This window comes from Pseudoalteromonas sp. BSi20652, from assembly GCF_000239855.1.
In the GTDB taxonomy this organism is placed as follows: Bacteria; Pseudomonadota; Gammaproteobacteria; order Enterobacterales; family Alteromonadaceae; genus Pseudoalteromonas.
The window spans coordinates 23,459-47,048 of the sequence record NZ_BADT01000156.1 but is presented as its reverse complement, the minus strand read 5'-3'; the positions used below and the strand labels follow the sequence as shown (position 1 = coordinate 47,048).

Annotated in this window: 15 protein-coding genes and 1 pseudogene; 10 read left to right on the top strand and 6 right to left on the bottom strand. The window is 38.2% G+C overall.

Annotated elements, in window-relative coordinates:
* Window positions 1–1,215, bottom strand: a 1,215-nt coding sequence (locus tag P20652_RS18590; protein ID WP_033017653.1) for a response regulator, incomplete at its 3' end; no start/stop codon positions are given.
* 368 nt (window positions 1,216–1,583) lie between these two features.
* On the opposite strand from P20652_RS18590, the gene P20652_RS06050 reads away from it, so the two are divergent.
* A complete protein-coding gene (locus P20652_RS06050; protein ID WP_008170281.1) occupies window positions 1,584–3,101 on the top strand; it encodes a S10 family peptidase in 1,518 nt (505 codons plus the stop codon).
* 71 nt (window positions 3,102–3,172) lie between these two features.
* Here P20652_RS06050 and P20652_RS06055 read toward each other — a convergent pair whose 3' ends face one another.
* The gene (locus tag P20652_RS06055; RefSeq protein ID WP_008170279.1) at window positions 3,173–3,874 is read right to left on the bottom strand and encodes an START domain-containing protein; all 702 of its coding nucleotides are present in this window, start codon (window positions 3,872–3,874) and stop codon (window positions 3,173–3,175) included.
* Window positions 3,871–5,394 carry a CYTH and CHAD domain-containing protein gene (locus P20652_RS06060; RefSeq protein WP_008170277.1) on the bottom strand — a complete coding sequence of 508 codons (1,524 nt, stop codon included), beginning with the start codon at window positions 5,392–5,394 and terminating at the stop codon, window positions 3,871–3,873. Before P20652_RS06060 ends, P20652_RS06055 begins: the two co-directional genes overlap by 4 nt.
* A gap of 388 nt (window positions 5,395–5,782) precedes the next feature.
* Here P20652_RS06060 and P20652_RS06065 point away from each other — a divergent pair, with 388 nt between their 5' ends.
* Complete coding sequence (locus tag P20652_RS06065) at window positions 5,783–6,391, top strand: TIGR04211 family SH3 domain-containing protein (protein ID WP_008170275.1); 609 nt, start codon at window positions 5,783–5,785, stop codon at window positions 6,389–6,391.
* Between the two features lie 33 nt (window positions 6,392–6,424).
* Here P20652_RS06065 and P20652_RS06070 read toward each other — a convergent pair whose 3' ends face one another.
* From P20652_RS06070 to P20652_RS06075, 3 genes and pseudogenes are all read right to left on the bottom strand, one after another.
* On the bottom strand, window positions 6,425–7,486 hold the full coding sequence (locus P20652_RS06070; RefSeq protein ID WP_007584829.1) for a DUF21 domain-containing protein: 1,062 nt from the start codon (window positions 7,484–7,486) through the stop codon (window positions 6,425–6,427).
* A 55-nt stretch (window positions 7,487–7,541) separates the two neighbouring features.
* A pseudogene (locus tag P20652_RS18585) lies at window positions 7,542–8,895 on the bottom strand (magnesium transporter).
* Window positions 8,896–9,663: 768 nt separating this feature from the next.
* On the bottom strand, window positions 9,664–11,331 hold the full coding sequence (locus P20652_RS06075; protein WP_033017651.1) for a methyl-accepting chemotaxis protein: 1,668 nt from the start codon (window positions 11,329–11,331) through the stop codon (window positions 9,664–9,666).
* 519 nt (window positions 11,332–11,850) lie between these two features.
* On the opposite strand from P20652_RS06075, the gene P20652_RS06080 reads away from it, so the two are divergent.
* Genes P20652_RS06080 through pelG form a run of 8 tightly spaced genes read left to right on the top strand, consistent with a single transcriptional unit; the run spans window position 11,851 to window position 23,514 of the window.
* Window positions 11,851–14,559 (top strand): endo alpha-1,4 polygalactosaminidase, encoded by a 2,709-nt coding sequence (locus P20652_RS06080; RefSeq protein ID WP_008170265.1) that lies wholly within the window; start codon window positions 11,851–11,853, stop codon window positions 14,557–14,559.
* Complete coding sequence (locus P20652_RS06085; protein ID WP_008170263.1) at window positions 14,559–17,846, top strand: tetratricopeptide repeat protein; 3,288 nt, start codon at window positions 14,559–14,561, stop codon at window positions 17,844–17,846. Before P20652_RS06080 ends, P20652_RS06085 begins: the two co-directional genes overlap by 1 nt.
* Window positions 17,847–17,860: 14 nt before the next feature.
* Window positions 17,861–18,376, top strand: coding sequence for a hypothetical protein (locus P20652_RS06090; RefSeq protein WP_008170260.1), 516 nt, complete (start codon window positions 17,861–17,863; stop codon window positions 18,374–18,376).
* Complete coding sequence (locus P20652_RS21070) at window positions 18,373–19,215, top strand: hypothetical protein (protein WP_008170257.1); 843 nt, start codon at window positions 18,373–18,375, stop codon at window positions 19,213–19,215. Before P20652_RS06090 ends, P20652_RS21070 begins: the two co-directional genes overlap by 4 nt.
* A gap of 28 nt (window positions 19,216–19,243) precedes the next feature.
* Window positions 19,244–19,672 carry a PelD GGDEF domain-containing protein gene (locus P20652_RS21065; protein ID WP_237707134.1) on the top strand — a complete coding sequence of 143 codons (429 nt, stop codon included), beginning with the start codon at window positions 19,244–19,246 and terminating at the stop codon, window positions 19,670–19,672.
* Entirely contained in the window at window positions 19,669–20,652 is a 984-nt protein-coding gene (locus P20652_RS06095) for a HEAT repeat domain-containing protein (protein WP_008170253.1), read from the top strand. Before P20652_RS21065 ends, P20652_RS06095 begins: the two co-directional genes overlap by 4 nt.
* A complete protein-coding gene (gene pelF, locus P20652_RS06100) occupies window positions 20,645–22,162 on the top strand; it encodes a GT4 family glycosyltransferase PelF (protein ID WP_008170252.1) in 1,518 nt (505 codons plus the stop codon). Before P20652_RS06095 ends, pelF begins: the two co-directional genes overlap by 8 nt.
* Entirely contained in the window at window positions 22,150–23,514 is a 1,365-nt protein-coding gene (gene pelG, locus P20652_RS06105; RefSeq protein ID WP_008170250.1) for an exopolysaccharide Pel transporter PelG, read from the top strand. The genes pelF and pelG overlap by 13 nt, the downstream gene beginning before the upstream one ends.
* The last annotated feature ends 76 nt before the right edge of the window (window positions 23,515–23,590 follow it).

The following is a 23,590-nucleotide window of genomic DNA, read 5'->3' as shown; positions in this document are numbered from 1 at the left end:
GCAATTTCTACCTTGGTTTTTAGCCTCATACAATGCGGTATCAGCGACTCTCATCGCCTCTGACAAGCTGGTATTTTGAAAATCTGCCAATCCTATACTCGTGGTAATTGTAAAAGGCTTATCACTAATTGAAAAATCGTAACTTGCCATCTTTTTTCTAAATGCTTCAAAGTACTCACGAGCTCGATCACGTTCTATCTCAGGTAAAATAATTGCAAATTCTTCACCTCCAACTCGTGCAACCGTAAAGTTTGAAAATGTAGAGCGCATTAATGATCCAACTTGTTTTAATGCCTGATCTCCACCTTCATGGCCTAGTGTATCGTTTATATTTTTAAAAAAGTCGATATCGAGTAATGCTAAAGTATTTTTTTGATTCTTATTTTTTAACAGTTTTTCTGCGTATTGATAAAAATAACGGCGATTATAAAGCCCCGTTAAATGATCTCTATATGCGCTTTCTTTAATATCTGCAATTAAAGACAGTTGCTCCATTGTTTGTAACACTCGACAATGGAATTCTTCATTCATAAATGGTTTAGTTAAAAAGTCATTCGCACCATATTTAATAAATCGAGCAGATAAACCATGCTTTGCAGCGCCTGATAAACCAATGATAGCTAAATCATCGCGACCTCTAAAATTTCTTACTGCTTTAACAAGTTCAAAGCCATCCATTGTTGGCATTGCATAATCCGTCATTAATAATTTAATATCTGGGTTAGCTTTTAATATATCAAGGGCTTGTTGGCCATCGTGGGCATCTGTCACATCGAATAATTGCTTTTGGAGCATTTGTTTCATCAACGTTCGGCTTAACATTGAATCATCAGCAATAAGAGCCTTACAACCTTGATTTCTTAATAACTGAGCAACTAATTTAACAGCATAATGGTAAGAATCACGATTATCTTTAATTACATAATCAACCACACCCAGTTCAAGCATCTGCTGGCGTTTGTATTCATCTATTTTGGACGTTAAAACAACCGTAGGTATTGTTTTTGATAAAGTATACTTAGCTACTTCACCGTGAGGAGCGTCTGGCAGAGTTAAATCAACTAATGCAAGCGTATAATCATGTTTATCTACGTATGTTTTGCATTCAGCTAAAGACCATGCAAAGTCAACGGCTACGTCTATGTATTGTGCGGTTAAATGGCGTAGCACCTGCTGCACTACCTTACTGTCTTCAACCACGAGTACTCTTTGCATAAAGCTTCTCTTACCTTTAATTAAATTTATAGTAAAACTACAAATACAACACTTATGTTATTCAGCGCACTGAAATAACATGAATCTATAAACATCCGGTGTGAGTACAATAAATGCTAAAAAGCATAATCCATTTACTTTTTTAGGTAGCGTGTATACAAAAAGAATACAAACGACGCACAATATAACTGATTTTTGCAATTAACTAAATATTGAAACCAGCTATAAAATTTACAAGCAGTATATTTACGCCCTTTTAACGTAGTTATATTTTACTTAACTAGTTTTATCGACTACTAATCTCAATACTTTTGTTATTTAGCTCATTAACGTTTTTAATGATGTATCAACAATAAAAAGGAAGCACCATGAGGCTTAATCGTATTATAAGTTTACCGATAATTGTTATTGCTATATTTATAACTACTGCATCATTTGCAGATAACCAACGCCGTATCGACGTGGACAGCAACATTGTTACTCAGCACAAAGCTAAAATTAATGGCCAACGTTTTAGTTATACCGTTGCCACAGGCACACAACCCGTATGGGATGATAAAGGCGATGCTGTTGCTACACTGCAATACACCTACTATACCCGCGATAAAGTAGACGACAGAGCTACTCGTCCATTACTTATCTCGTTTAATGGCGGACCTGGCTCTGCCTCTGTATGGATGCACCTTGCTTATACCGGTCCTCGCGTATTAAAAATTGATGATGAAGGCTATCCAATTCAACCTTATGGCGTAAAAGATAATCCTTACTCTGTGCTTGATGTTGCAGATATTGTTTACGTAAACCCAGTAAATACAGGCTATTCACGGGTTATTGAAAACGAAAAAGGCGAAATGCTCTCTAAAGCACAACAAAAAGAGATGTTTTTTGGCGTTAACGCCGATATTAAGTACCTTGGCGAATGGTTAAATACCTTTGTAAACAGAGCCCAGCGCTGGCGCTCTCCTAAGTTTTTAATTGGTGAAAGCTATGGCACAACACGTGTATCGGGCCTTGCTCATGAGCTTCAAAACAGTCAGTGGATGTACATAAACGGTGTTGTACTCGTATCACCTACTGACATTGGTATTAAGCGCGACGGCCCAATTAAAGCTGCTAACCGCCTCCCTTATTTTGCCGCGACTGCTTGGTATCACAAAGCACTTAAAGCCGATTTACAAGCAAAAGACTTAGACGAGTTACTACCGGAAGTTGAGGAATTTACTGTAAACCAGTTAATTCCAGCACTCGCTAAAGGCGGCTTTATTAATGCCGATGAAAAACGTCGTATAATTACAAAGATGGCGCACTATGCAGGTTTATCAGAAAAATTTGTTGGGCAAAATAACTTAGACATCCCAACACAATTTTTCTGGAAAGAATTACTACGAGAACGAGGTCAAACAGTGGGTCGCTTAGATTCTCGTTACCTAGGTATAGACAAACGCGATGCGGGTGAATCACCTGACTACTGGGCAGAGCTAACCTCATGGTTACACTCTTTTACACCGGCAATTAATTACTACCTTCGCGAAGAGTTAAACTATAAAACCGATATCAAGTATAACTTATTTGGTAACGTCCACCCTTGGGACAGAAGCGGCAATAACACCGGTGAAAACCTGCGTTTAGCAATGGCACAAAATCCTTACTTAAACGTAATGGTGCAAGCTGGTTACTACGATGGCGCAACCAATTACTTCGACGCTAAATACACGTTATGGCAGTTAGATCCAAGCGGTAAAATGAAAGATCGTTTGAGCTTTAAAGGCTACAGAAGTGGGCACATGATGTACCTTCGTCATGCTGATTTAGAAAGCTCTAATAACGATTTGCGCGACTTTATTCTAAACGCATTACCAAAAAACACCAAAGCTGCCAAATACTAAAAACTAAACAAACACATAAATGATCCTTTTGGAGCATTTATGTGTTTCCAATACATCCCCTGATTCTAAATTTATTTATCTATATTACTAAAACTAAGCAAATTACATTTACCCGCTTTAATAATTGGTGCTGTAGCCATGTAGTGTTTGCTCGTTAATATTTCACGTAAATTAATAAGAGTTTTGAAAGTACTTTTAAGCCCCACTTTATTGTAAAGCCATGTTGGAATGCTTCCTCCTGGTAAAGCATAAACTTGATACTCAATATTTAAACCATCGTCTTTTTGTGTAAGTAGCCAATGAGCGTTCAGTGTTTTTATTCTTACTACACGCGTTGTAAGTGGCATCTCATCAGGGCGAGACTCTATAGAAAGCTTTGTCTGCTGGGAAGATAACCTTGAATAACACGAATAGGTGACCGCATCTCTGTTTGCTAAAGGCCAAGGAGAGTCAATATAGCTGTAAACTAGGTTTTCAGATGGGCTTAACGTTTTAATTACTCGTACGTTTGACGTGTTCTCGAGCCAGCTTGGTGCAACAGCGGTATCGCTTAACAATTGTAAAAAGTCAGTAGCTGTTACAGCTTTAACCAGCAACTGGCCTTTAGTTACAAATGTATCATCATCAAATTGCTGATACTCAACACTCACCCCTTGCTCGTTTTTGTATAATAACCAATCTGGCTCAGAGTAAGCGTTAAAGCTTAAAAGAATAATTAATAAGCTGATGCACTTTTGCATGAGGGGTAAATTACAAAAGTGCTTTATCTTCATTTTTGCCAGTAAGGCTCTATGTCAAACGAAGCAAGTCTACTTTGCTCCATCGCACTCACTAAATATTCTGATTTTTGCTCAAGCCATGATTGAATTTTAGCTAACTGATCATCGTCTTGCCCTGCACATAGCTGCTTTAAGTACTCAAGCGTACTTAGCTCATAAATACCATGAGAAATATCAAGCCAAGGCAACCTAAATTCTAAACGCTCATCATTATCAAATAGCGCTCCTAAGCAGTTACCACTGAGTAAACTATTCTCAAGTTGAGCTCGAAGGTTTAAATACGAAGCTACGTTTAATGTGTGTTCTTTAGGGAGTAGCTCGTGTAAGTTTTTCCAGTCTTTATTGAAAAGCCTATTGGCAATAGACGACACATTTTTCTCAGCCGCTTGAAGCTCTGCTTGCCCCCAGTCTTTGCGCCATTGTTTATCAATTAACCAAGTAGTTAACGACAGCAACAAACGGTTATAACGAGCGCTATGAAATAGTGCCTTTATATCTTCAATACTTGGCTGTAATTCTTTTAAATCACCAATGACTTGAGCAAGTGCTGGAGCTGCATTAATTTTTTTATAAAAAGCATGACGTTTAGATGTGTATGTTTTTAATTGAATTGCGTTTTCTACCCATGCTAATTCACTCAATAGCCATTTAAGCTCTGTACGTAAATACTCAGTACTTTCTTTTGATACTATGTCGTCGTATAACCAAAAAGTATGACGAATTAAGCTAATGCCATCAGTTACGCGTTTGAGCGTTTTTAAACTTGGCTTATCGAAATAGCATTGTTCGTGTTTTTGTACAAAACGAATACCAAAGTTCATAGCTTCGACTAGAGCATGCTCTTGGGTCGTTGACTTTGGTAATTGAACAAAGCCAATAGATTTACTTGGCTTTAAAGGTTTATTATCGGCTAAGCGGTAACCACGAGCGGCCTTAGAGTATAATCCTAAACGAATACAGTTTTGACTAACGAGTACATCTGCAAATGCAAATAACTCATTGCGACTGCCTTCAACAAGCTCAATTTCTAGTTCACTGATAATTTCAACTTTGCCTGAAGCTGCAATTTCACCTTTATCGAGTACGACTTCAATTTTAGCGCCACTTTCAGTTTCAATTAACCAAGTGCGGCGAATGAAATTTGTACTGAATATTGGATACAAGCTTTTTGATATTGCACTTATTTGCATACCATGAGGCCAAATATCAGCATCAAACGCCATTAAATTAGGACGACTTGATTCTATTGGTAAATTATACTCTGGACGCTGATGCAATCCCCCTACAACTTCACCTGCAAGTTTTATAGTTTGCTCACATTCACTATCGGAACAACGAGTTCTAAACCCGATATCAAGTGCTCTAAGCTCTCGACTTGGGGTATCGTAGTATGCGTTTTGTAAACTGCGTGACGGTTTATTATTCACCGTTTTTGCAAATTGAGTAATTAACGAGGGGATCAGTGGAATAACGGCATCTGACACCAAAAATTTCAGTTCTATCTCAGTATCCATTCGGTTTGCGGATTACCTTTAAAATAAATAAGTGCCCAAAATAAACAAAGCACACTAACAATGCAAATTTTTTAGCCTTCTTTTAGGGTCTGCTAACCTTTCAGAATTAAATTTGTTCTATCTAGGGGTTACGTGTGCTTGGCGTTTATGCTGCGTTATCGCCTATTTAGGGAGAATAACCACATCATATCGGCTCTGCCTTGCCTAAAAACCAAATCTACTGCAGCAAATTCAACCTCTAAAGATAAACAAGCCCGAATATAAAAACCCCTACTGGATTACAATATCGACCTTGCTATTAAGCTACTTAATCCATACTATCTAACTACTTATGTGAAATAAAAAATCACGTTCATAACGGACACAGTTAGATCAACAAGGTAGATAAATGCTAAAACATTGTTTATTAGGGCTACTTTTAACAGCCACCACTTTTATGAGTTATGCAGAAGAAGCACAACAGTCTGCAAGCCCAACGAATGCTAACACCGCTTACATTATCGATAATCTATATACTTTTATGCGTTCTGGTGCGAGTAAAAATTATCGACTACTCGGCTCTGTAGATGCTGGAACAAAGTTAACCTTGTTATCAAACGAAGAAAACGGCTTTATAAAAATTAAAGATGATAAAGACCGCGAAGGTTGGATAGAAACTAAGTTTGTTACCAAAACGGCAGGCTTACACCAACAGTACAAAACACTTAGTAGCGAAATGAGTACTATTCAAGAAAACCTGCGCCAAGCTCAAATAGAACTTCCGCAGCTACAAGAGCAAAACCAAACGTTAACTGATCAAAACCTGCAGTTATCGGCTCAAATTACTAAGCTTAAAACGACGCTAGAACAAGAGCGCACTCAAAAAGAAGCTGCTAGCTCAAAAGAAAAGCGTCAGCTACTTACTTACGGTGGAGCTATTGCGTTTTTAGGCCTGTTTTTAGGTATTATATTAACGATAGTGTTGTCGCGTCGTAAGCGCTACGAAGGTTGGGCATAACCCTCCTTTTTTATAGAATACAAAAAAGCCGCTTTATAGCGGCTTTTTATTCTCTGTATTTTCATGCAGTTCGAGTTTTGGTGCACTCATACCTTTGAGTAACCGACCAAATATATCAGCACCGGTAATAATGCGCTTCACATCACTCCACACTAACACCACGTCGTGATCAATGGCCCCGTCAAACGATTTATCTAAAGAATGACTAGCCCGTATTTTTAAAATAACTTCACTCAGGCGCATCGCCTCATCAGCAACAATAATAGGCCTGTGACAATAATGATAAGGGTCGAACGTCTCTGGTTCAAACAAGGCTGAACGTAAAAAGCCGTCAGCATCTACCACTAATAAAGGCCAACCGTCTTCATTGGTAATGATCACCCAGTTATAACCTGACTTATGTAGTTTTCGTAAAAACTCATTATCAGTCGTTAATGTAAGGTCTGGGAAAATAGGCAAATCAAGCTTAGTAGGCAAAGCAATAATAGAGTCTGGATCAATTACTTCACCCTCTTTGGTTACGCTTATTTCATCTAAGCTAAAAAAGTTAAGCGCGCCTATTCCCTCAACGTGCTGAACATCAGCTTCTTCTGCCTCTATGTGTTTGCGAATAATACCTCTGAGCTCACTTTCAGCAAAGTACGTAATCCCCTCTTTACCTAACCATGCATCGAGAATTAAAGCCGTTGGCTTAGCAACTACATAAAACAGAATCTGATAAAACTTAATTAGCGGCGAAAGTAGGCTCGCCATTTTTAGCGCATTACGCGAAAAATAAGCCTGCGGTGTTATTTCACCAATAATAGTAATCGCGATAGTTGAGAATAAAAACGAACTTGCGCCCATTAACACCGAATCAGAGAGTAGCGTTAGTAGTACGTTAATACCTACGTTGCCCCACAAAATAGTCGACAATAAAAAGTTAGAGTCGTTTCGAAGGGCCATGACTTTTATGGCCGCCTCGTTCCCTTTTGCACTTTCCATTTCGAGCTGAAGCCTACTTAGTGAAAAAAACGCTAAGTTTAAGCCCGAAAATATTGCCGATTGTGAAATACACAAAGCAATTGCACACCAAATCATGACTTCAAAGGTCATTATATTTTCCTGTTAGTAATACCAATTCACTTAATTAAGCGAATTGGTATAAGGCTTATAAAAGCAATAAACTGCCTAAACCTAAAAAGGTAACAAACCCAACAATATCAGTAACGGTAGTTAAAATTACCGAACCAGATAACGCAGGATCAATTTTCATTTTGTCTAAAATAGACGGAATAACAACACCCGCAAGTGACGCGGCCACTAAATTCAATAATATGGCTACCGTAATCGTAATACTGAGCATTAAATCGTTAAACCATAAAAAGGTAAGCAGACCTATTACAAACGCCCATACCAAGCCATTTACAGCGCCAACACGTAGCTCTTTTTTAAGTAACGCATTGCGGTTTGAATCTGTAACCTGTCCAAGCGCTAAACCTCGCACAATAACGGTTAATGTTTGACTACCTGCGATCCCGCCCATAGAAGCAACCACTGGCATTAATACCGCTAGTGCTACAACCTGTTCTATCGTTGCGCCAAATAAACCGATAAACCACGACGCTAAAAAGGCAGTTGCTAAATTAATACCTAACCATATACCACGGTTTTTAGCACTTTTTCGCACACTTGCGAACAGGTCTTCGTCTTCACGTAAACCACCGGCTTTAGCGGCTGCTTCATCAGCAATTTCTTGGCGTAATTCATAGGCTGAGGCAATGGTTAATCGCCCAAGTAATTTGTTATCAGCATTAACCACTGGCAATGCCATTTTTTCACTATGGATCACTACTTCTGCCGCTTCATATAAATCATCATCTGCATGCAATGAGGAGAAATCATGATTCGCCAATGTCATTAAGTTATCGTTGTCACTGGCTTTTATTAAATCATTAACCGCCACCTCACCGATTAAGCTGCCTTTGCGGCTTACTAAATAAATAACCTCACTGAATTGTGGCAAACCTTTATGTAGCAATTTTTTAGCACCACCGGCTGTTAACTTCTCCGATACTTTTAAAAAATCAAAACCTAACCAGTGACCTAATTGTTCTGGCGGGTATTGCTGCGCTAAATCATATTGTTTGGTTTGCGCTTCATCGAGTTGCTTTTTTTGCATACTCAACAAATCGCTCTGGTATAACTTCTTCAAGCTCTAAAAGCTCTTCTACGTTAACTTCGTCAAGAAGCTTAAATGCATCAATGTCATCGAGTGTTTGAAGTAACCACAGACAACTATCTTCACTTAAATTAACAAAAATTTCGTGGTGCGTGTCTTCGTCAAGCAACTGCCAAATTTCAAGTCGTTGCTCTTTTGGTATCGCTTCAAAAAGTAATGACAGGTGTTCTGTAGAAAGCGTTAACTGCGCATCAGCTAATAACTTGTTTTTGCGCTCTGTTGTATCGCACTGCAACAAATCATTTATAAGTTGCGGAAGTTGATCAACTGGATACTCAATCATCTTAAAGCCTTAAAAAAATCATTATGTTATGTAATAGATTGTACCTTAGCTATAAATAAATACCGGTAATATTTTTAGTTATAAAACATTAACCACTTATTTTCGCGCATTGTATGTGTAAAAAATAAAGAGCACTAGGGCGTATTGATCCTTGTGGATTGATATTTGCTCAACCTAGAGACTATTTAATCTCGGTGCGAAGTGTGTAACCTAGTAGGCTAGGTAACGGATCCTGCGTTACCCGACTGGCTCACATCCGTGCAAGAATAAGTAAAGACCGAGCAAGGCTTCCGCGTGCTGCTCACGCCTATTACCTATATCCATTTAAGTAACAAAGGGGCAACCGTTCCTAAAAAAAACCTCTGGGCAGAGCATGTTTGGTATTTATGCTGCATTATCGACTATTTAAGGGAAACAACCACACAATATAGGCTCTGCCTTGCCAAAATACCAAACAGCCTGCTGCAAAATCAACAATCAAAGATCAACACTTTCTAATATTTATTTACAATAAATAAAAAGCAGAATAACGTCTTATATTTTATAGCATTTAAAAATACTATAAGTGGCCTACTTGAGAAGAAAATTTGAATAGTAGATACAAAAAAGCCCATGACATAATAGATTCATGGGCTTTAAAATGTAAGTTAACAATTATAAGCTGAACAAAAAGCCCACACCTAATAAGTAAGCTCTACACATTGATGGCCTTTAAGTATTTACGTTTGCGGACGTGATTAAAAATCGAGTAATAAAAGCTAAAGTATTTTAAATTTTAAACTGCCCAACTAAATTACCTAAACTTTCACCTCGTCCAGCCAAATGCTCACTAACTGTTGATGTTGTTTTACTTGATATAGTAAGCTCATTTACGATTTCTTGTATAGCAAATACATTACGGTTTATTTCTTCAGACACACTACTTTGTTCCATTGCTGCAGTTGCAATCTGCGTACTCATATCATTAATTGCAGTCACAGAACTTGTTACAGCACCTAAACTTTCTGAAATAGCACGTGATGATTCTACTGAGCGATTGCAACTATGCTGACTCGCCTGCATTGCATCAACAGCCGCTGTTACTAAATTATGTAATTCACTCAACATTTCGCTTATTTCTAATGTACTCACTTGCGTTCTACTTGCTAAACTTCTAACTTCGTCGGCAACCACAGCAAAACCACGCCCTTGCTCACCAGCGCGTGCAGCTTCAATCGCAGCGTTTAAAGCCAATAAGTTAGTTTGCTCAGCAATCCCACCAATTACACTCAATACACTATTAATTTTTTTAGATTGATCACTTAAAGAGTCAACTTGCTCAGCGGCAACATTTATTTCACCCATAAGCTTTGACACTTCGCTTAATGAAATATCAACACACTCTTGCGCTCTTGCAACATCTTGGGTTGCCGCTTGGGTTGATACCGCTACCTGGGTCGTATTTTGTGCAACTTCGTGTGATGTTGCCGACATTTCGGTGATTGCCGTGGCAACTAAGTCTGTTTCATGGTTATGACTAAGCAGCTTATCTTCAATTAACCGCGTTTGCGTATTAATATCGCTAGACGCTGTTTTAACATCGTGCGTTACATCAACTACATTTGCAATAATGCCATGTAGCTTACTCACAAATACATTAAAGGCTTGGCCTAATTGACCAATTTCATCATTGGTGTCTATTTCAAGACGCTTAGTTAAATCACCTTCGCCTTTTGCTATATCATCAAGACTTTGTACCATTCTATGAATTGGTCTAACCATAGTATTAGCTGCAACTAATGCACACACAATTGTTAACGCAACCCAAAATAAAGCAATTAATAATAAAGTAATTACTTTTTCGTTCATATGCGCTTGCATGGTTGTTCTGTATTTATTTAACTCAGCCTCTATGTCATCCATGTAGGCACCCGTACCAATCATCCAATCAGTACCTGGGATCATATCGGCGTAGCCCATTTTCTCGACTAAGCCAGTTGTATTAGGTTTTTGAAAGTGGTAGTTAAATGCGCCGCCCCCCTTTTGAGCTTGTTCGAGTAACCCTACGATAATTTTTTTACCATTTGGGTCGGTCATGCCAATTTTGTTTTGCCCTTCAATTTTATCACCGAGTAATGCATGAAATACGCTTACCCCGCTAGTATCATAGATGAAAAAGTAACCACCTTGCCCAAATGTTAAATCTCTTAATGCGTCTTTGGCATCTTGCTCTGTACCTTGAGCCAATTGATAACGAACAATTTTAGTGGCAATTTCAACTTCTGTACTCAGTAGTGTTTTTTTATCTGCTATTAGTTTGGTTTCAAATGTATCAAAGTTTTGCTGCTGACTTTTACTCTCTAAATAATAAGAGCTCAGCATTAGACTGATTAAAAGAAGCATTAGTGGCAAGATAGCTAATAACAAGAGTTTGTTTTTCAAGCTGAAATTACTCATTTTTTCTCCGGGTACGATAACGGCGTATGTACAGAAACAACTAAAATCTAACAACTAAAATAGTTTAAAGATTTACTTATTTACCAAAAATAACTTCTCTCATTCATATCGCTTTTAAATTATGTAAAGCAAACATATATAAAATTAAGTTAGACCAAGTTCATACAAGGTCTCGTTTTATTATAGTCGTAACAAAGTATTTTTAACACTAATAAAATAGAGACCTTAGTCTTAGTCGTAATATAATTTATCAAACATTTGTAGATTATTCTAAGCGTTATCCTCTGCGCGATTTTCCTGTGATAATACTCCATAAATGTAGACCTAATTAGCACTTAATAATGAGTTAGCGTATTCAGCATACCGAGTACTACTATTAGGTAAAAGGTTAAATTTACATCTGGATATTAATTTTCTATTAACATATAATTGCTCAATATTACTAGTACTAAACAACTAGATGAAAATCGGAACTTTTACTTTGAATCGCAGTTATAAATTAATTAAAATGAATTACTAATGAAGTATCTTTTATATCTTGCACTTTTAGTATCTGTTCACGTACTAGCAAAGCCTGTAAATAATAGTATTGCATTTTACTATTCATCCCCTATGCCTCTCGCCGAAATGACTTTTTATTCCCGCGTTGTAGTCCAGCCTGAACACGTCACTGAGCACGAACTTAATTGGTTTAAGCAGCGTAATATTGCGGTTTATGCTTATTTGAGCGTGGGTGAATCGTTTAATCAAAGTGAGTCATCACTTAGCATAAACCCCAACTGGAATAGCCACATTGCGGATTTAACATCAGACCATTGGCAACAATATATTAAAAGTAGCGCTGCGGCATTAAAAGCACGCGGCTTCAGTGGCTTGTTTTTAGATACCCTAGATAGCTATCAACTATTAGATGCTACACACAGCAAACCCGATCAACAAGCTGGGTTAGTCACCATAATAGGCTCACTATCTGAGACTTTTGATAAGCACCTTATCCTCAACCGGGGCTTTGAGTTATTGCCTAAACTCGCTAATTTAGCCAACGACTTAGTTGCTGAGGGTTTGTATAGTCACTTTAATCCAACCGACAATAGCTATAAACTGACCAATAAAAACGACCAAGATTGGCTAAGCGCACAATTAAAAACAGCACAAGACTTAGGCCTCAACGTCCAAGTTATTGATTATGCAAAACCCGATAATCGCCTCGCTATGGCACAAAATATTATAGAGGCAGGTTTTAATCCATGGGTAACCGATGGTCACTTGCAAACGTGGGGCACATCATCAATAACACCGGTGCCTAGGCGCATTTTGATCCCTTATAACAGTAACGTAAAGCCACTCATATACACTACCGTACATTTAAAGCTTGCGACCATAATTGAGTATTTGGGATATATACCTGACTACATAGACATTGCAAAACGCGACTTACCTTTGGTTGACCCTAGCTTACATGCCGGTATTATTTCATGGACCTCAAGCGATGCATTTTACACCCCAACACTTAACAATTGGCTTGAAGCTAATTTAGGTGTTGTACCAGAACTTATTTTAGGCGAATTACCGCAATCAACTAAATTATTATCAAGCTTAGGCATCGAGTCGTTAAACACACTGCCTAAAGGCCCATACAAATTAGATAACTTCACACCTTGGCTCAAAGGAGAGTCCACAACACCTCCTCCAATAGTTAAACCTTATATGATTAAATTAGCAACTAACGCAACACCTTTAATAACAATAAAGTCTGCTGATAACACTGAGATTGTACAAGCAGCTAAAACTAAATATGGTGCCGTTGTGGTTGCTCCTTGGCTAATTGATACATTTCCGATGGAAGGTAGCAAATGGGTTGTTGATCCACGTACATTGCTTACTCAGGCAATGGGCTTACGCCCTATACTTGTACCTGATGCGACTACAGTAAGTGGTAGACGAATGCTTACTTTGCATATTGACGGCGATGGATTTACAAGTATCGCTCACTTCGAAGGTAAACCTTATTCAGCAGAAGTTATTCGAGATGAAATAATTAAACGCTATAAACTACCTTTAACGTCATCAGTGATCCAAGCTGACATTGAAGAAGGCGGGATTCATTCAAAACAAAGTGCCAAACTCGAAGGCATTGCGCGTAGTATTTTTAACCTGCCTTATGTAGAAGTTGCTTCACATACATATAGCCACCCCTATTTTTGGACAGCCCTCTCTGGTCGAAAAAAAATAGACGTAAATAATACAGATTACGGCTTTCATTTGGATGTGCCTGGTTACAACACCATCAGCATTAAAAAAGAAATTACAGATTCGATAAAATATATTGATGAAAAGCTCACGCCCAAAAATAAAAAAACAGTGATGATGTTATGGTCAGGCGATGCAACACCAGGTCCTAAGGCACTTGAACTGGCTCGTGATGCAGGTGTACTAAACGTAAATGGTGGTAATACTGATGTAAATGCTGATAACCCAAGTCTTACACATATATCACCCATTGGCCGTCCTGAGCGAGATCTACTGTATCAAATTTACGCTCCCATATTAAATGAAAATGTCTACACTAACTTATGGCATGGCCCATATTATGGATTTAGACGTTTAACTGAGACATTTGAAATAACAGAAAGACCATACAGGCTAAAACCTTACACTATTTATTACCATTTTTACTCAGGAGAGAACCCTGCGGGACTCGACGCGCTAAAACATAATATAGAGTATGTTTTAGCAAGACCCAATACACCGGTGCATTTAAGCCATTACGCAAAAGTAGCAAAAGATTTTTATTTTTCAGCACTGGCAAAAAATAGTAATAATGAATGGTTATTTAGCTCAAAGTATATTCGTACTTTACGAATTCCTACCGATTTTGATGTACCAAATATTACCCAAAGTGAAGGTGTATCTGGGGTAACTCAAAAGGGCGACTACATTCATGTTGTTAATAATATAGCTCGGCTTAATTTTGATCATAGTAAAAGCAATAACAAACCTTACTTAGCTTCTGCGAATGTGGTTATTGATAACTGGCAAGTCAATGGGGCTGTAAGCTTTAAAGCGTGGATACCTGCTTCGCTTGATTTAATGAATGCACGCTCTTGTGAGTTTGTATCTGGCTTGGGTGAGCGCTTTAAAGGTATTAATCGAGGTAAATTAACTCATTTTGAAATACCTGCAGGCAACTTTTATGGTTACCTTAACTGCAATGGAGTCGCTCGATAATGAATACTGAAAAGCGCCCTCAGTTAGTTTCTATAAAAACAATATTAACAATACTAGCTGTAAGTTGTTTTGCACTTTATGCACTATTTCCCCATACCTTATTTTTTGAAGATGATGCACTTTCGCAAGATTATACTTTTGAAAAATCGTACCTTAATGCAGCGCTTAATACAGACCCTAACAATGAAAAGTTACGCGCAAAACTAGTTGAGCTCCACATAGGGCTGAGTGAGTATTCACAAGCCACTAACGAGCTTGAAAAACTACCTAGAGGTGAGCGCAAAGCGAAGCTTGAAATAAAGCTGCTTTACTCATTATGGCTAGCAAGTGGGGCCAATATTGACGATCGCTTTGAAGAGCTATCTTTAAAAATAGGTGTTCATAAAAATTGGAATGAACAAATACTAACTATTGCAAAAGCAGTTGGGTTAAACGCAAAAGTTGCTCAGTACTATCAAAAAAATAAACAGCCAATACTTGCCGCTGATTACTGGTTAAGCGCAGGCGAACCTAGCAAAGCACTCGCGATTTATAAAACAAATATAAATGCTGACATTGCAGCTAAGGCGATTGAAACTGCACTGGGCGCCAATAATCCGATTCAAGCTTATGCATGGTGGAAAACCTTCGGTGACAAAGCCGATAATAAACGCACCCTTTATTTAGCCAACTTGGCTGGCAACACAGAAGATGCAGCTCAAGCCATTGAAAGCTTATTAAAAGCTGAGCCAGATAATGCTGATTACTTAACACAAGCAATGCACCTGCGTTTAGCAAATGGAAATGCAAAAGGGGCAGAACGATTACTTGCCAAATTGTTACAACAAAACCCTAACGATAAAGAGCTTCATCTACTCAATTGGAAAATTAAACGCTGGCAAAATAAACCTAGAGAAGCACTTAAAGAGTTTAAATGGTTGATGTTAAACAGGGCTGTAACCCCGGCTATGCTTACCGACAGCATTAACGATGCCACCGCTTTGTACTTATACCAAGATGCTAATGATATATACGAATATAAAGCTCAAAATAGAAAGCTAAAAGGAAATGGCTTTGCTAATTGGATGCAAGCTAACGAATTTATTGGTAACACAAAGCAAGAGTTAAATAATATTGAACGCTTTGAGCAAATAAATGGTAAAAGTGCATTATCACAATATTGGAAAGCAAAAGTACTTCACGACACTGGTAATTTAGAAGCGCTTAGAGCCCTCTGGCCTACATATAAAGGACCTAAAAATGAAGAAGATTTACTTTGGATTGCCCGCGCATTTTGGCTAGAAGATGACTTTGCTAGTGCAATGCAAGTTCTTAAAAGCAAAAAACAAAGCACAAATGACGAGTTTTGGAGTGCCCATGTAGACATGGCAATGCGAGTCCAAGACAAAGCTCAAGAATTATATGCACTTGAACAGTTACAAAAAATAAGCCCTTTAAGTGTTGGCGATATGCTGCACTACCAACAATTAAAATTTGAAGGTAAGCCTAAAGAACTTCTTGATTACTTGTGGAAAAGAGAGTCGCAAACTGACCGTCAATTGATTCAAATTGCATTACTGAGCACTCAAGTAAATGATACAGAATCAGTTGCACTTATTCATGCAGAGCTTGATAAGCAGCGCTACAATAAAGCTCTCTACCCTGCTTGGGTTATCCTTTCTAATTGGTATCAAAACCAAAGTGATTTAAATTATGCTTACACAACGCTTAATCGCGCAGCCAAATTAAGTGAATACAACCCTGATGTTGTGCTTGCACAAGGCTGGTTAGCACTACAAATGCACGACACCGTGATGATTAGCCGTATTTTAGCTCGCTATTCTGAAAGTGATCCTTCCTATGCGTGGACCCAGCTATTAGCAAGCCTATCTATTCATGAAAAGTCATATAACAGTGCTTACTTTTATTTGCGTAAATTAGCCATTGCAGATCCAAGTGACTTAACAACACTGGTTAACTTAGCCGATGTAATGAAGCAGCTTGGTTATTATGCAAATGCTGCTGAACTTAATCACTATTTACTGCAACATTTACCTAAAGATAAATATGCATACAGAGGCTTAATGTTCCGCTGGGCGGGCGCGATGGCTGTTCCTCATTTAATGCAATTAAACACAATGGAAGAACTTGCCCCCGACACTATTGGTGAACCTCAAACAAATTGGTGGTTAGCGCGCAGGGCTGCACAAAAATTAGAGCCATGGCAAAAACTACAACTTTATATGACCAACGGCGAATTTAATAAAGCAAAACAACTTATAGCCGAAGGTTCACTAAGCAAATTAGATGAGCTAAACGCCCTACTCTATTTAAAACAACCCTATGCCACCATGCAGCGCTGGTACGAAGAACTCACTGGCGAACCAAGTGAATCGCAATTGAGTTTGCTCAGAAATGCACGCGCATCCTACTTTAGGGCGCTTGAAATAAACCTATCACCAGAGGCTGGCTTAAACAGTAGCCAGTACGATGTAAACGTTTATTTTCCTTATGCTAATGGGCAATGGAAATTAAGTTTAAGTAATCAGCAAAACCTTGATAACAAAGGATTGCTGTTTGCAATAGAAGATAAGATGACATTTGGTCGTTGGTATTTTGATGCAAAAATAGATTCTCACCAAGGCAGCGTAGTTAGCCGCCAAGGTTTTAGCTTGGACTCTCGTTATCAATGGGATTCGCGTACACAGGTAGGTTTAAAACTTGAATATAATGTTGAAAACCGCCAATCAGAAGCGCTACTTAGCTATGCTCAGCTAGATAAAGCAACGGCCTATGTTAACTACAATATTGATGGTAGACAAAACGTACAGCTATCAGCAGCAGCGATGTCTTTTTCTCGAAGAAGCGATGGCAGCTCACTAATAAATGGCCAAGAATATAATGCACGTTATCAATACAGCATTTTAAAAGACCGCCCAATTTGGAACGCTTATTTTAGTGCGCAATGGCAAGACTTTGAACGTGTAAATGCATTAATAAATACAGATACGAATAGAAGACCGCTAATAGTTGATCTTCAGCCATTTAGACGCTTTGCACTAGGGACCTCATTTGCTTCAACAGGCTCATTAGAACCTCCTTATTTAGGTGCAAGCCCTTCATGGCTATTTGATATAAGTACTGGCTATCAAACACTTAACGATACAGTAGATGTATCAGTTTCGAGTGGCGCAGGTTGGTCTGTACTGGGCGATGATTTATTTAAATTACAGCTGGGTTACCAAAGTAGTAATAAAGTGGGTAACTCAGATACACAATTACAATTAGGTTATTACGTACATTTTTAATGTTAGGAGAGAGTATGTTTCGTTTAATTATACCGTGTTTGGTATTACTATTATCAGCATGTACCACCAGCAGAGTTGCTGATGATATAGAGCTTAGCCCTTCAAAAATTGTGGCACTAATGCCACTTGTTAATCATGCTCAAACACCGCTTGCAGGTGAGCGTGCTGAAGATATTTTAGCCAGCATTTGGCAACAAAATAAATTACCAACGCTTATACGCGCACCTCGCGTAAACAACAAAGAGCTTCCAGCGCTGGACGATCAATACCGTTTAGACAATGCTATGCAGTGGTTAAGCACTCAACAAGCTGACTATGTACTAACAGGCAGCATTGAAGAGTGGCGTTATAAAGCAGGACTTGATGGCGAACCCGTTGTTGCACTTACATTATCGCTCACTGAAAATGGACAAACAACGCCAGTTTGGACGGGTACTATTGCTAAAAGTGGTTGGGGTCGCGATAGCATTGCAGCAACAGCACAAGATGTGATTGCCGATTTAATTTCTTATATAGAGGTTAGTGAGTGAAAACACATTTCCTTAGACCAAGAGACGTTCCTGAGCTACAAATATGGGCTGAGGTATTTATATTTACCGCGCTTGCTTTAGGGCTGCCTGTATTATTTAACGCAGAGGACCCATTTTGGACTGAGGGAGGGTTTTCGTGGCCTGTACTTGGCCCACTTTTAGTTTCTCTACGTTATGGCTTTTCAAAAGGCTTTATTAGTATTTTATGCTTGCTTGTTGGCCAGCTTTTTTTACTTCAAGCAAATATTTTATCACCACAAAGCGACTTTAATATTAACGCCATGATTGGCTACATTATTGTAATTATGATCACTGGCGAATTTAGGGATGTATGGGAGCGCACTAATCAACAACAAAGTATTCAGCTTGAGTACGTAACTGATCGCCTTGAAACATTTACTCGCCAATATCATTTAATTAGTTCATCTCACGATAGAATTGAGCAAATGTTGGCAGGTCATACATTAAGTTTACGTGAATCTCTACAAGCAGTAAGAACCTCTATTGGCCAACTAAAAGAAAGAAGACTTGATAGCGCAGCGCAAAAAATAATCGATCTATTCGTTGAATACGGTTTATTAGAGAGAGCGGGGTTATATAAAGTTGAAAACAACACTGTTTTAGAGCCACCACTTGCCTCTATTGGTAAAATGGGGCAAGTAGTCAATAAAGACTCACTTATATTGGCGGTGTTAGAAGAGAAAGAATTAGTATCAGTAAAAGACGTAAAAGCTAAGCTTGGTGCAAGTAAATATCATATTGCCATCCCACTTATAGACGTAAACAATACTATTTATGGTCTTATTTTGGTCGAAAAAATACAATTTTTTTGCACTTAAAAATACCACGCTTACGCTTTTGGCTGTAATGGCAGGACATATTGGCGATCTACTTCGTCATGAAATTACTAACCCAGTCATGACAAGTAAAGAGTCCCCTTATTTTATTCGCCAAGTAAAGCGCACGAATAAAGAAGCTAAACGTTACCGTATTCCATCGCAGCTACTAAAAATAAAAGCCAACAGTATCACAGATGAATCACGCGTACTCATGGGATATTTAAGCGATGCTAGGCGTGGATTAGATATTTATTTATATGACGACGATAAACAAACATTACTGTTATTAATGCCTTTAGCAGATGAGCTGGAAAAAAGTGGATTTATTGCACGCGTAAATAGCTGGAGTAAAGAGCGCACAGGTAAAAATTTAGCAGAGCTCGATATTGTTATTGAGCAACAACTCGCACTGCCTATTAGTTCAGATGATATAAAGAGATTGGTCACACTTTCATGATTATTGTTATCGTAGCGGCTATATTAGGGTGTATTTTTCAGTACTTTGCACTAATAGAAATACTCGAAACACCTAATTGGTTTTTCACCATATTACTGCATGCCTTAGCAAGTATATGTTTCTCCTTAACTTGTTATATCCTAATACCTAAAAAATATGTAACCACACATTATAGCGGTATATCACTTCTATTTTTATTACTATTTACCATTCCTGTGTTGGGGATTATTGGTGTTGTATTTGCGCTTACTTTTGCACTTTGTAAGCCTCTTAAAAATAACGATATAGAAATAGAAGAACATAAAATCCCTGCGCTTCCATTTGAAGCAAGAGCTATATCAGCAAACCCCACCTACTCTATTGGTGGGCTCAGAGCAATTTTAAAACACGCAAGTGAGCCAAATAAACGTTTAAGTGCTGTAATGGCTGCACGCCATATGAGCGACTCACAAGCTATTCCAATATTAAAGCTAGCACTTAAAGATTTAGAAGACGATATTCGACTACTCGCCTATTCAACCCTTGATAGTAAAGAAACAAAACTTAACGAAAAAATCAGCTTAGTCCAACAAGAAATAACCACGACAACCCAACAACCAAAGTTAAGCAATTTACAAAAAAAACTTGCCGAACTTTACTGGGAGCTAAGTTACCTAGGTTTGGCTCAAGGAGCGCTGCGAAAATACGTTTTAGAAAAAGCAGAAGCACTTGCGCAGCAAAGTATTGAACACGTAAAAACACCTGCAACATTTATATTTTTAGGACGTATATCTTTAGCCTTAGACAAATACGAAATAGCCCATGAGTACTTACTCAAAGCAACGGAGCTTGGCATAGCAAGGCGTCACGTTCTCCCTTATAAAGCCGAAGTTGCCTTTTGCATGAACAAGTTTGACGACTGTAAACGCTACTTAAAAGAACTCCCAGAACAACCTAAGGGAAGTGAGTTACGTCATTTACAGGAGTACTGGCATGAGTAATCAAAATGCTGACATTTTACTGCTTTTGGAAGGTACCTACCCCTATGTGCGTGGTGGTGTATCTAGTTGGGTTCATCAAATAATTGAAGGGTTACCGCATTATAACTTTGAGCTTATTTTTATAGGTGGTGCACCTGAGCATTATGGTGAAATTCAATATACTTTACCTAAAAACGTCACAAAACTGCATGTTCATTATTTAGTTGAAAATGACACTTCTGAAATAAAAGCCAGACATGGCGTTAAATATAAAAAAGAGCTCTTTGATTTTTGGCAGCAACTACAAAATTTTTTCAGAGATTGTGATAAACCTATACCTACTGAGACGCTAAAGTTTGCATTTGAAACTCTAGCAAAAAAAGATGGAATTAACGAAGCTGACTTTTTATATAGTGAATCATCGTGGCAAGTGCTCGCTAATTACTACCTAACGTACTGTGATGAGTCCTCTTTTATCGATTTTTTTTGGTCGTATCGCAATTTATATAAACCGCTATTTAAAATAGCCAAAATTGCACGTGGACTTCCAAAAGTTAAACTTATTCACTCAATATCTACCGGGTATGCTGGTATTTTAGGAGCTGGCGCCAGTGTGATAAGCGATACCCCCTTTTTATTAACCGAGCATGGTATTTACACCAAAGAGAGAAAAATAGATCTTATTCAAGCCAGTTGGATCAAAGAGTCAGAACAAAGCCTAGGTAAAAATTTAAATACAGAAATGGGCTTTATACGCCGTATGTGGATCAGCTTTTTTGAGCAAATTGGCCGAACAACATATCAAGAAGCCGATAAAATAATTTCGCTATACGACGGTAACAGGCAGCGCCAAATAAAAGATGGCGCAGTGCCTGAAAAAGCATTTGTTGTACCTAATGGCATTAAAACAGTACGCTTCATTGAAGCGCTGGAGCAGCGTCCAAAACGCATCCCACCTGTTGTTGGGTTAATTGGACGTGTCGTGCCAATAAAAGACATTAAAACCTTTATACGTGCGATTAAAGAAGCGCAATCGGTATTGCCAGAAGTCGAGGGCTGGATCATCGGCCCTTATGAAGAAGACCCACAATATTACAAAGAGTGTGAACTACTGGTAGGCAGCCTTGACTTACAAAACAGTGTTAAGTTTTTAGGTATGCAAGATATCACCAAAATTTTACCAAAACTCGGCATTGTAGCGTTAACCTCAATTTCCGAAGCACAGCCTTTAGTACTTTTAGAAGCAATGGCGGCCGGTGTGCCTGTACTTGCTAGTGATGTTGGCTCGTGCCGGGAAATAATCGAAGGCGGAAGCGATGAAGATAAAGCATTGGGCAAAGCCGGTGAAGTTGTCTCAATTGCTTCACCTAGTGAAACAGCACAACAAATATCAAACATGCTAAAAAATGAGCAAGCTTGGCTTGAGTATCAAAAAAGTGGCTTAGACCGCGTACAAAAATTTTATGACGAGAGCCACATGTTTGCCCGTTACGATAAACTTTATAAGGATACAATGGCATGGCCGGAATAGGTTTTGAGATACGAAAAATTCTCAAAAAAAATACCCTGCTCTCAGTTTTTGAAGCATACGGCTACGCGGGATTAATAGGCTCAGGCCCTTGGTTGCTCTCTATTGTAGCGTTAATGCTAATTGGTATTTTAAGTTTAGGCGTTGTATTACCTAAAGTACTTATTATTCAGTTTTTAACGCTTGTTACCTACATGATGGCCGCCTCACTTATTTTAACGGGTGGTTTGCAGTTATTGCTAACTCGATTTATTGCCGATTTGTTTTTTCAAAAAGAAGAGGCAAAAGTACTCCCTAATTTACTTGGTGCGCAACTTATAACAACAATAGCCGCGTTATTGGTGGGCTTGGCTGTATGGCCTATGCTCCCTATACCCGTTGTTACTAAGATTATAATTTTAGGTGCCTTTGTAAGCTTATGTAATCAGTGGCTTGGCGCTATTTTTCTATCGGGTATGAAAGAATACCGGTTAATTTTAATTACCATGCTAAGTGGTTACGCCTTTATGGTGTTGCTTGCATATTTATTAAGAGACTGGCAACTAGACGGCTTATTTTTTGCGTTTTTTGCTGGCGAAGCACTGCTCTTTTTTAGCTTTTTATTTATGATTATTCGCCGTTACCCAGGTGAAAAACTTATAAGCTTTGACTTTTTAAGTAATAAAAAAGTGTATTACAGTCTGTTCTTTTGTGGTCTGTTTTATAACATTGGTGTATGGGCTGATAAAATCATTTTTTGGTATTCACCAAGCACATCAATTCAAATTATTGGCACATTAAGAGCCAGCCCAATTTATGACTTACCTATATTTTTGGCTTATTTGTCTATTATTCCCGGTATGGCAGTATTTTTAGTAAAAATGGAAACTGACTTTGTAGAAGAGTACGACCGTTTTTACACCGCTATTCGTGGTGGCTCATCTCTTGAAGAGATCTACATCTTAAAAGACAGTATGATCCAAACTGCGCGTGCAGGTTTATACGATATATTTAAAATTCAGGGTATTACCGTTGCCTGCTTATTATTGTGGGGTGAGCAAATACTTACCTTTATTGGCATTGATCCAAACTATAAAACACTTCTGTTTGTTGATGTAGTCGGTGTAGGCGTACAAGTTATATTTTTATCTATTTTAAATATTTTATTTTATTTAGATAAACGCTCAACAGTGCTATTTTTAGCGGGGTTATTTTTGGTAATAAACGTTGTTTTAACTTTGTTATCAATCGCTTTTGGGCCACAGTTTTATGGCTATGGCTTTGCACTATCAACTATTATTACCTCAGTAGTAGGATTGTTCTGGCTTTCAAAACAATTTGAAGATTTAGAATACGAAACGTTTATGCTGCAATAGCAGGTTATAAAAAACTTAACATAAAGGCTGCAAGCTACAGCCTTTATGTTACGTTAAAAACTCAAATAAACCGCGC